Below are 11,105 nucleotides of genomic sequence, written 5' to 3' on the forward strand. Positions count from 1 at the left end.
AAGTTTATTGTCCCGTCAGATGAGAAAGCGGCTCACCGTTTTGCCCGCGCTGCCTGAGCAGATGATCCATCAGCACAATCGCCAGCATCGCTTCCGCTATCGGCACCGCGCGAATTCCCACGCAGGGATCGTGACGGCCGCGCGTGATCATCTCGGTTTCCTCACCGTCGCGCGTGACAGTTCTGCCGGGCACCGTAATACTGGATGTCGGCTTTAAGGCAATACTGGCGATAATTTGCTGTCCGCTACTGATACCGCCTAAAATCCCCCCCGCGTGATTACTCTGAAAACCCTGTCGGGTAATTTCATCGCGATTTTCACTGCCGCGCAGGGCGATTACGTCAAACCCGTCGCCAATTTCCACGCCTTTCACCGCGTTAATGCTCATCAAAGCATGCGCAATGTCGGCATCCAGTCGGTCAAACACCGGCTCGCCCAGCCCCGCCGGGACATTATCGGCTATGACCGTGACGCGCGCGCCGATAGAATCACCCTCTTTTTTCAGCCCGCGCATCAATTCATCCAGCGCGGTGATTTTCTCCGGGTCCGGGCAGAAAAAGGGATTTTGTTCAACCTGCGCCCAATCCCTGATAGCCAGCGGAATATCGCCCATTTGCGTCAGGCAGGCGCAAATTTGTATCTGATAGCGCTGCGCGAGGAATTTTTTCGCAATCGCGCCCGCGGCTACGCGCATTGCCGTTTCACGCGCGGACGAACGCCCGCCGCCGCGATAGTCGCGTAGCCCATATTTCTGCTCATAGGTGTAATCCGCGTGCCCGGGGCGAAACAGGTCTTTAATCTCTCCGTAATCCTGGGAGCGCTGATCGGTGTTTTCAATCATGAGCCCGATGCTGGTGCCCGTCGTCACACCGTTGAACACGCCGGAAAGAATGCGCACCCGATCCGGCTCCCGACGCTGGGTGGTATAACGCGATGTCCCCGGGCGGCGGCGATCCAGGTCGTGCTGTAAATCCTCTTCACTCAGTGCCAGCCCCGCCGGAACGCCGTCAACGATACACCCCAGAGCCGGACCGTGGGACTCGCCAAAGGTCGTGACGCGAAAAAGTTGTCCAATACTGTTCCCTGCCATTGCGGCTCCTTACCGTTAGTGTCGTGACAGTAGATTTCACGGCCGGACTTAGCCCCACCGCTATCCGGGATTAATCTTTATAGATGCTGAAATGCTCTTGCGCCGCGATCAGCTGCTCGCGCGTGAGCATAAAGACGCCGTCACCGCCGTGCTCAAACTCAAGCCAGGTGAACGGCACCTGCGGATACTGCTCTATCAGGTGAACCATACTATTGCCCACTTCGCAAATCAGCACGCCCTGTTCGCTCAAATAATCAGGCGCGCAGGCAAGGATACGCCGCGCCAGTTTCAGGCCATCTCGCCCTGCGGCAAGCCCCAGCTCCGGCTCAAAGTGATATTCGCCGGGCAAATCATCCATATCTTCCGCATCAACGTAAGGCGGGTTAGTGACGATGAGATCGTACTGAACCTGCGGTAAAGCGCGGAAAAGATCGCTGCGAATGGGCGTTACCTGCTGCAGCAGACCGTGTTCTTCGATATTCTGCTCTGCCACAGCCAGCGCGTCGGCAGAGATGTCCACCGCGTCCACTTCCGCGTTCGGGAAAGCATAAGCGCAGGCAATTGCGATACAACCGCTGCCGGTGCACATATCCAGAATATGGCGCGGTTCGCCGCTAATAAGCCCGGCAAAATGCTGATTAATCAGCTCGCCAATCGGAGAGCGCGGCACCAATACCCGCTCATCCACATAAAATTCATGCCCGCAAAACCAGGCTTTATTGGTCAGATAGGCCACGGGAATACGTTCATTCACGCGGCGAATAACGCGCTCAACGATACGATGGCGCTCACTGGGGGTCAGTCGCGCGCTGCGCATATCTTCGGGGATATCAAGCGGCAGATACAGCGAGGGCAATACCAATTGAACGGCTTCATCCCAGGGGTTATCGGTGCCGTGACCATACCAGATATTCGCCGCGCTGAAGCGGCTGACGGCCCAGCGCAGCATATCCTGAATGGTGTGCAGTTCATTCACCGCTTCGTCAACGAAAATTTTATCCACTATGCCCTCCGCAGGACTGCCGTATAGAATTAATCTGCGCAGTAGTTTGCCACGATCGCCATGACAAATCAGCAGGCAGCACGCACTCGCCGTACAAAAATGCCGGCTTTGCTATAATCGCGGCGGACAATCCGGGTAACATGGCATTAATCCCCCTTCTTATGAGACGAAGATGAAGAAAAAAAACGCACTTAGCGCCGAAGATAAAGCGCTATTTAGAGAGATGACGAGCGGCGCCCGGCGCCTGTCTCACGACACCGTGGTACATCGTCCCCCGCGCAATCTTCGTCGTGAAATTCCGGAAAAAAGGCTACTTCAGGAGCAAACTGACGCGAGCCACTACTTTTCCGATGAGTTCCAACCGCTGCTGGCGAGCGAGGGGCCGGTACGGTATGTTCGCCCGGACGTCAGTCATTTTGAGCAAAAGAAGCTGCGGCGCGGCGATTATGCGCCGGATCTGTTTCTCGATTTACACGGGCTAACGCAAAAACAGGCTAAACAGGAGTTAGGCGCTCTGATTGCGGCCTGTCGCCGCGAGCATATTTACTGCGCCTGCGTAATGCACGGGCACGGCAAGAATATCCTTAAGCAGCAAACGCCGCTGTGGCTGGCACAGCATCCGCATGTGATGGCATTTCATCAGGCACCTAAACTTTACGGCGGCGATGCGGCGTTATTAATTTTGATTGAAGTCGAAGAATGGCTGCCGCCGGCGCATCTGTAAACTGACTCTCCCGGCGAGGCTTTTCCCTGACTGGCAGCCGAACAAACCGCCCCGGATTCAAGTCTTATAAAGCGTGTCTTTTTTCATCTGCATTGGCTAAACAGAAACAGACAGGCAGCTAACCCGCATCCTGCCGGCAAAAAAAGCGGATGATAACAATGCGTAATAAATCAGTTTCCAGCAAAACTCCCGTCAACGAACAGCGCAGCACCAGCCTGGTAAAGCGCGCGAACATGGTGCCCGGCGTCGGCACGGTACGTGACAAACACCTGTGAAAGTAGTTTGCTGATAGCAAAACGCCCGGCGAAAATGCCGGGCGCCATAGCGGTAAAAACCGTAATTACGTCAGATAGCTTTTGCCACATTCAAATTGCACGGCCCCATCTGCCATTCATAATGGCCGCGCCCCGTTTCCGCATCCAGCACAACGCTCGCTATACCGGAGGTCGAAAACATCGGCGGCGCTTCGCCCGGGCACAATTCAGACACTAAATAGCCGACCAGAGGCAGGTGGGATATTAGCATCACAGACTTCATGCCCTTGCTGGCTAACGCCTGCAGATAGGCGCTCACTTCACCGACATCGCCGCAGGGCGTTAACTCTGGGAGGACTTCTTCACTTTCAGGCAGCGCCAACGCTTCGCGCACTACCGCAAGTGTCTGTTCCGCCCGTAAATAAGGGCTGACCAGCACGCGTTCGATATCAATTCCCTGCCCTTTCAGCCAGGTCGCCATTTGGCGAGATTCTTCGCGACCGCGAACGGTTAAAGGACGAGCCGCATCGCTGGCGGCTTCGAGCGCCGCATCGCCGTGACGCATAATAAGAACTTGCATATTGCACCGCTTTTGTTAACCAGAAAAGCCAAACGCCCGTATACGTAAAACGCATACATGGCGTTATCTTTTGCCCGACTCGGGCCAGATCCGGTTGTCGAATGAACGTTGCTTTTTACCTCAACGCCGTAAGTATAGTCAATATACGCGCATAAAATGCGCGAGGCGACCCGGTTATCTGAGCCCCTCGCCGATACTTGCAATAGTCAATTCTGTAGCCAGCTTAGCCCTGCCGCGTGGGGTAAACTTCACCGCCGCTGGCGTGCATCATCAATGACTTTTGCCTTCAATGTATTTCGACATTGAAAGCGGGATCGCCGCCAGCAGGAGGCTCATGGCTATTATTTTGCGGTTGGTTACCCTGCACCTCCCGGGCGCGGGCTCGTAAACCGTCGCAGGGGGTAAAGCGCTCGCCGTAACGCGCTGATAAACGCTCCAGTTGCTCCACAATACCGGCGGCCCCCTGCCGCTGAAGATAGTGAAACGGCCCGCCAAGAAAAGGCGGGAAGCCGATACCGAATATTGCGCCGATATCCCCGTCGCGTGCGCTGGCAATCACATTTTCATCCAGGCAGCGTACCGCTTCATTTATCATCATTAACATACAGCGGCTGGCAATATCCTTCGCGGGCTGGCGCGCCGTCGGCGTCACTTGTAACAGGGTATAAATCGCCGCATCTGCCTGCTTTGGCGCTCCTTTTTTTATTTTACGCCCCTGGGCTGAATAAAGATAAAACCCCCGGCCGTTCTTTTTGCCTTTACGATCCCCGCTTAAAATTGCGGCTACGCGTTCAGGCGTGCGAAAGCGCGCCCCGTAAGCCTGCTCAAGAATAGGAATAATTTTGGTTCCCACATCGATGCCCACTTCATCCAGAAGCTGGAGCGGCCCCACGGGAAAACCGGCCTGCAGGAGCGCCGCATCAATATGTTCGATGGGTTCCCCCTCGACCAGACACCACAGCGCTTCATTGATATACGGTGCCAGAATACGGTTAACATAAAATCCGGCGCGATCGGCGACTACTATCGGCGTTTTCCCCTGGCGCAGGGCTAAATCCTGAACCCGGGCAATGGTTTCCGGGCTGGTTGTGGCATGTGGGATAACCTCAACCAGCGGCATTTTATCCACCGGGCTGAAATAATGCAGCCCAATGACCTGCTGTGGACGCTGCGCCCGGGCTGCAATATCGCTAATCGGCAGCGATGAAGTGTTAGATGCGAATACGGCATCGGATGCGCCATAGCTTTCAATCTCTTCAACCATCCGCTGTTTGAGCGCCAGCTCCTCAAACACCGCTTCAAGGACCACATCGCATTGGCGAAAGCCGCTATAGTCCGTGGTTCCGGATAGCAGCGCCATTTGCTTCGCACGCTCCGCCGCGCTGATTTGGCGTTTGTGCACCCGCTGGGTTAGGAGAGACCAGCTATACGCCAGCGCATGACAAACGCCTTCTTCACGCACATCGCGCAGGCGTACCGGCAACCCTGCTTTTAGCGCCGTTACGCTGGCTATGCCGCCGCCCATCAGTCCACCGCCTAAAATGCCCACCCTGCGCGCCGGGCGCGTCGGTTTGGCCCTCTCCTTCTTCAGCGCCGTACTGGCGAAAAAAATCTGACGCAGCGCCCGTGATTCAGGCGTCATTGCCAGCTCGCCAAATGCCTGTGCCTCTGCGCTGTAGCCGCTGCTACGACCGTGCCGTAATCCCGCGCTCACTACGTGAAGCAGGCGCTCAGGGGCAGGATAATTACCGCGCGTTTGGTGCCGCATTTTTTTGGTTGCCATGGAGATAACTAACCTGCGCGCCAGCGGCCCGCTTAAAATGCGATCGCGCACGGGCAACCGCCGCTGGCGCGGGCGCTGTGATTTTGCCAGTGCGACGGCGCTGTCCAGCAAAATGGACTGCGGCACGACATCATCAACCAGCCCCGCTGAGAGCGCCTGGCGAGCGCGCAACTGACGCCCGGTTAACATCATATCCAGCGCGCGGGTAATACCAATCAAACGCGGGAGACGCTGAGTTCCTCCCGCGCCAGGTAACAGCCCTAGCTGCACCTCCGGCAGGCCGAGCCGCGTATTTGCATCGTCGCTGCAAATACGCCGGTGGCAGGCCAGCGCCAGCTCAAGACCGCCGCCCAGGCAGGCGCCGTGTATCGCAGCGACCACCGGCACCGGCAGGCTGGCAATCTCCGCCATAATCTGCTGCCCCTGGCGCGCCAGCGCCTCAGCTTCCTGAGCGTCACGGCAGTTTTCAATCTGCGTAATATCCGCGCCGGCGATAAAATTGTCCTCTTTACCGGATATGATAACGACGCCTTCTAGCTCCCGGTTTTCACGCAGCCGCCTGACGATGGCATACATTTCCGGTGCGAAAGAGGCGCGCAGCGTGTTCACTTTCTCACCGGGCACATCCACGGTAATAACGGCGATATTGTCAGGGCGCACCTCCAGAGAAAACACTGCTATTTCAGTCATTTATTCCACCTCCAGAACCATTGCCGCGCCCAGCCCGCCCGCCGCACAGGCGGTGACCAGCCCCAGTCCGCCGCCTCGGCGCCGCAGCTCCCGCAGGGTCTGGGTTATCATGCGCGCGCCGGTGGCGGCAAAAGGGTGCCCATAAGCTATCGAACCGCCCAGTACGTTAAATGTCGTTTCATCGATATCACCGGTCGCCCGCTCGCGCCCCAGTTGCTCCCTGGCAAAGCGCGTACTGGCCAGCATTTTCAGATTACTTAATACCTGCGCGGAAAAGGCTTCATGCATATCGAATAACGTTAAGTCTGCAAGGGTTAATCCGGCGCGCTCCAGCGCCAGCGGCGTGGCCCAGGCCGGGCCAAGCAGCATATTTTGTTGAACGCCAATTGCCGTAAAAGCGTAGCTGCGTAAGTAACCCAGCGGGGTTAATCCCAGTTCCCGCGCCCGGCTTTCCGTCATCATAATCACCGCCGCCGCGCCGTCGGTAAGCGGGGTACTGTTCGCTGCCGTTACGGTACCGTGGCGTCTATCGAAGGCGGGGCGCAGTTTTGCGTAGTCTTCCAGCGTCGCCTGCGGGCGAATCACATTATCCTGTCGAATCGCTGAATGAAACGGCGGCGCATAGGCCGTCATCACCTCATCGTCGAGTAGCCCTTCCTGCCAGGCCCGCGCTGCACGCTGATGCGAACGCAGCGCAAAGGTATCCTGCTCTTCACGAGTAATAGCGAAGGTTTTTGCCATTTGTTCCGCCGTATCGCCCATTCTCAGCCCGGTTGAATACTCGGCGACCGCCGGCGGCACCGGCACCAGGTCGCGAGGACGCAGGCGAGAAAAGAGTTTCAGGCGCGGCCCCAGGCCGCGCGTTCTGTTCATATCGACCAGGGTGCCGGCTAATTTTTTGCTTACGCCTATCGGTAATACCGACGTCGAGTCGGCACCGCCCGCAATTCCCGCGCGTATCGTGCCTGCCAGTAAACTTTCCGCAATATTCGCTACCGCCTGAAAACTGGTCGCGCAGGCGCGGCTCACGCTGTATGCGTCAGTATGAACGTTCATGCGGGTTCCTAATACAATTTCCCGGGCGATATTGGGCGCTTCCGGCATTTGCACCACTTGCCCAAATACTACCTGCTCAATGTCATCAACGGACAGTTCACTGCGCGTCAGAAGCTCCGATACTACGAGCTTCCCTAACTCCACGGCCGGCACATCGCGCCAGGCGGTCATTTGGCGCGCAAAAGGCGTACGCAGGCCGCCTACAAAGGCGATACGTTGATCGCGGCGGGTAATCAGTGGAGCCATCTGGTTCATACTTTTCCTCTTCGCATTTTCGTCGCCGGGCAAACCGCTGGGTGAGGCCTGGTTCAGCATTACATCAGATGCCTTGCCAATGAGCCGGTGTTTTAGAGCCAGTGAGCGGCGCATCGTGGCGTCTTGCTGGACCTAAGCGGGATTTATCCCCGAAATGCCAAACGAATGGCCTTAATAGCATAAAGTGGTCAGACCTGAGATTATTTTTAACGATATTTTTACATTTTACCAGACTGGCAGCGTAAAAATCGCGAAGAAAGGGGCGGGGAAAATGTGGGAAAACGAGAAATAAGCGGCCCCGCGAACCGGGGGCCGGATGCAAATATTAGCGTAAACCTAGCTGGAAAATTAATGCTTCAGCCTGGCAGCTAAAGACAAAATCGATGTCCATGCGCACGCCGTCTGCTTCTTCGACGTAGCGCGGTGTGATTTGGCACGGCTCTGATTCTGCGGCGCGCGCTTTTGCACTCAGCATCGCCAGCGTCTCTTCAGCTTCCGCTTTAGTGGCAAATACGCGGCTATAAGAGGCTGTACAGTCGGTATTGTCCATTACGGTACCTACATCCACACAGCAGCAAACCGGGGTTTCATCAGCACTGCATTTACTCATTGTAATTTCCTCTGTTTGTGCACCAGACGGGTGCGCCGACAATTATTGCCCTATTTTACGCCTCCCACGCGCCCCTCTCCAGTTGAGATTGTGCCGTTAGCGGTAAAGCTATAGAAAACCTGTTTAAAAATGATCTAAAGCAATTATTGAGGCGCCAGGTATCGTTAATCCCCGGCAATTTTGCCGGACAGATCGCGTTTTCAAGAACATATTTGAAAAAAGTGAAAAACATTGTTGCAACAGAATATCAGGTCAGTTCTATACTCACGCCACTGGTCTGATTTCCAGGCAAGCCCTGAAACCCTACACTTCGCGCTCTGTTACCGGGTGTAACATTATTTGAATAAAAATAACTCAATGAGGTTTTGGTCATGAGCCAGAAAAACCTGTTTGCAAAAACATCGCTCGCAATCGCAGTGGCACTCATCTCTTCGCAGGCGTGGTCTGCGGGTTTCCAGTTAAATGAATTTTCATCGTCGGGGCTGGGCCGCGCCTATTCCGGCGAGGGCGCCGTTGCTGATAACGCAGGCTCAGCCAGCCGCAACCCGGCGACTATTATGATGTTCGATCGCCCCTCTTTCTCAGGTGGCGCGATTTTTGTCGATCCCGGCGTCGACATTACCGGCCGTTCACCCACCGGCAATAGCCTTAATACTGACAATATCGCCCCTACCGCATGGGTGCCGAATCTCCATTTTGTTGCGCCAATTAATGAACACTTTGGCTGGGGCGCCTCGGTTACCTCGAATTATGGGCTGGCTACCGAATTTAACAACAGCTATGCCGCGGGTTCGATGGCAGGCAAAACCGACCTGGAAACCATGAACCTCAATCTGAGCGGCGCTTATCGTCTAAATCAGAACTGGAGTTTCGGGCTGGGTTTTGACGCCGTCTATGCCCGCGCCAAAATTGAGCGCTACGCGGGCGATTTAGGTCAAATTGTCGCAGGCTCCGGTATGCTACCGCCTGCGCTGGCGGGCCAGGTGGCTAATCTGCCAGCCGATACGCAAATTGCGCGCCTGAAGGGCAATGAATGGGGCTTCGGCTGGAACGCCGGTATCTTATATGAGCTGGATAAAGATAATCGCTACGGCTTTACCTATCGTTCAGAAGTGAAGGTGGATTTCGACGGCGCCTATCGCAGCATGCTCCCTTCCGCCTATAATCAGATCCTTGGCAACTTCGGGCTGCCGGCCGGCACCAGCGGCAGCACGGTTGGCGGCTCACTCTCGCTTGATCTGCCAGAAATGTGGGAACTGTCAAGCTATAACAAAGTGGCGCCTAAGTGGGCGATCCACTATAGCCTCGCTTATACAAGCTGGAGCCAGTTCCAGGAGCTGAAGGCCAAAAATAGCGCCAACGAAACGCTATTTTATAAGCACGAAGGCTTTAAAGACGCCCTTCGGATTGCGCTCGGTACCACGTACTATATGGACGATAACTGGACTTTCCGCGGCGGCATCGCGTTTGATGATAGCCCGGTTCCCGCCGATTCCCGCTCGATTTCAATCCCGGATCAGGATCGTTTATGGCTAAGCCTCGGCACCACCTATGCGTTTAACGATAGCGCCTCTGTCGACCTCGGCGTTTCTTACATGCACGGCCAGAAAGTTAGCATTGACGAAGGTCCGTACAGCTTTAAGTCTGAAGGGAAAGCCTGGCTGTACGGCGCGAACTTCAACTACGCGTTCTAATAAAGCGCTGCTTTAATCAGCAGGCGTGGGTGTTGGCATGAGTTTGCCAGCATCCGGCAAATTGGGTCGATTTTAATAGCGCGCCGCACCGGCGCGTTTTTATTAGCCACCTCCCCCGCAGACGTGCTCCTCAACGAGATTGGGTTTATGTAACTTTGGGTTGACTGCCTATACGCCAGGAAAAGAGGCGTTTCAGGAACGCTGCAGCTCACCCATGGACCGACCAAAATCGTCGCTTTAAGCGGCAGCTGGCCGCTGAGCACGGCCTGCCCCCCGGATTAAATGCCATAACTTCTCACGGTTGAAACCAACGGCCGTGGTTACGCTACCGGGCAAGGAGAGTTACGGAACGGATAAGCGTCAAACGACTCCGAGAGGTAAATTGCAGAGTAAGTGCGGGATCGCGAGACTTTAAGACAATATGCGCCCCAATAATAAGCGAGCGCATCGTATCAGAGGTTATTCGGCGTCGATATCCTGCAAAGAATCCTGAATAGCCTGAGCATTGGGGTTCTCTTCCGGCTTCAGTTTACCGCCGTTGGCAATAAAATCGTGGCGCTGGAAATACGCCTCACGCACCATCACATACGGATCGGAAGACTGACGCAATAGCCCGTCGGAGTCCAGAAGCTGGGCGCGCGTCTCAATACCTTCCAGCGTCCATTTCCCAATCGACATCGGCCAGGTGAGCCAAGAAAGCACGGGATAAAGCGTATCTACCACGTCGCCGCCATCTTCGCGCAGCGTAAAGCTTCCATACACCGGCAACTGGACATAGGGGCCATAGCCCACCCCGTAGTGGCCCAGCGTACTACCAAAACGATGCGGCTCCACGCGCTGTAGTTTCGGGTTAGCCGCTCCGGCCACATCAATAAAACCGCCCAGCCCCAGCAAGGTATTCAGGAAAAAGCGCGTGAAGTGCACCATGCCCTGATAGGGATTACCCTGAATAAAATAGTTTGCCATTACCGCTGGCTCTTCCAGGTTACTGGTGAAATTGCTCAGGCCGTTGCGAGCAGGCTGTGGCACATAGTCACGCCAGGCGACGGCTACGGGGCGCAGTATGTAAGGGTCCAGTACATTGAAGTTAAAGTTGTACATGGTACGGTTCCAGCCTTCCAGCGGATCGGAGCGGCCCTGCTCCCCGTTCCCCTGCGAACCGGCGCAGCCTACCAGCATGGTTGTCGCCAGCGCCAGCGCGGACAGGTGAATTCTCATAGTTTATTCTCTCCTTGCAGGAATAAGCGGGGCGCAACGCCTTCAGACCCGGCCCGTCAAGTATTGGTATACCGCACCCGAGCGCATCCGGGCATAGCGTACGCTATGGCATCTGCCTCTGCGCGCCCGCTCAGTCTAAATCGAACAG

9 protein-coding genes are annotated in these 11,105 nt (G+C 55.8%); 2 read left to right on the forward strand and 7 right to left on the reverse strand.

All coding sequences use genetic code 11. The features are described from left to right. Positions 1-4: 4 nt before the first annotated feature. Positions 5-1,090, reverse strand: a complete 1,086-nt coding sequence (gene aroC / locus SFA31_RS17655) for a chorismate synthase (protein ID WP_322839164.1) — start codon at positions 1,088-1,090, stop codon at positions 5-7. 70 nt (positions 1,091-1,160) lie between these two features. After that, positions 1,161-2,093: a 50S ribosomal protein L3 N(5)-glutamine methyltransferase gene (gene prmB, locus SFA31_RS17660; protein ID WP_322839165.1), complete on the reverse strand. Its 933-nt coding sequence runs from the start codon at positions 2,091-2,093 to the stop codon at positions 1,161-1,163. Between the two features lie 172 nt (positions 2,094-2,265). Between prmB and smrB the strand changes: the two genes are divergently transcribed. After that, entirely contained in the window at positions 2,266-2,817 is a 552-nt protein-coding gene (gene smrB, locus SFA31_RS17665; RefSeq protein WP_322839166.1) for an endonuclease SmrB, read from the forward strand. Positions 2,818-3,162: 345 nt separating this feature from the next. Here the strand turns inward: smrB and sixA are convergent, their stop codons facing one another. The 4 genes from sixA to SFA31_RS17685 form a co-directional block, all read right to left on the reverse strand. After that, complete coding sequence (gene sixA, locus SFA31_RS17670) at positions 3,163-3,651, reverse strand: phosphohistidine phosphatase SixA (RefSeq protein ID WP_322839167.1); 489 nt, start codon at positions 3,649-3,651, stop codon at positions 3,163-3,165. Between the two features lie 286 nt (positions 3,652-3,937). Further along, positions 3,938-6,124 carry a fatty acid oxidation complex subunit alpha FadJ gene (gene fadJ, locus SFA31_RS17675; RefSeq protein WP_322839168.1) on the reverse strand — a complete coding sequence of 729 codons (2,187 nt, stop codon included), beginning with the start codon at positions 6,122-6,124 and terminating at the stop codon, positions 3,938-3,940. After that, on the reverse strand, positions 6,125-7,435 hold the full coding sequence (gene fadI, locus SFA31_RS17680) for an acetyl-CoA C-acyltransferase FadI (RefSeq protein ID WP_322839169.1): 1,311 nt from the start codon (positions 7,433-7,435) through the stop codon (positions 6,125-6,127). It abuts the gene before it with no gap. 325 nt (positions 7,436-7,760) lie between these two features. Continuing rightward, entirely contained in the window at positions 7,761-8,045 is a 285-nt protein-coding gene (locus SFA31_RS17685; RefSeq protein WP_322839170.1) for a YfcZ/YiiS family protein, read from the reverse strand. 371 nt (positions 8,046-8,416) lie between these two features. Between SFA31_RS17685 and fadL the strand changes: the two genes are divergently transcribed. Then, on the forward strand, positions 8,417-9,739 hold the full coding sequence (fadL, locus tag SFA31_RS17690; protein ID WP_322839171.1) for a long-chain fatty acid transporter FadL: 1,323 nt from the start codon (positions 8,417-8,419) through the stop codon (positions 9,737-9,739). 459 nt (positions 9,740-10,198) lie between these two features. Here fadL and mlaA read toward each other — a convergent pair whose 3' ends face one another. After that, complete coding sequence (gene mlaA, locus SFA31_RS17695) at positions 10,199-10,957, reverse strand: phospholipid-binding lipoprotein MlaA (protein ID WP_322839172.1); 759 nt, start codon at positions 10,955-10,957, stop codon at positions 10,199-10,201. Positions 10,958-11,105: the final 148 nt, after the last annotated feature.

The organism is Erwinia sp. HR93 (genome assembly GCF_034555055.1).
GTDB lineage: Bacteria > Pseudomonadota > Gammaproteobacteria > Enterobacterales > Enterobacteriaceae > Apirhabdus > Apirhabdus apintestini.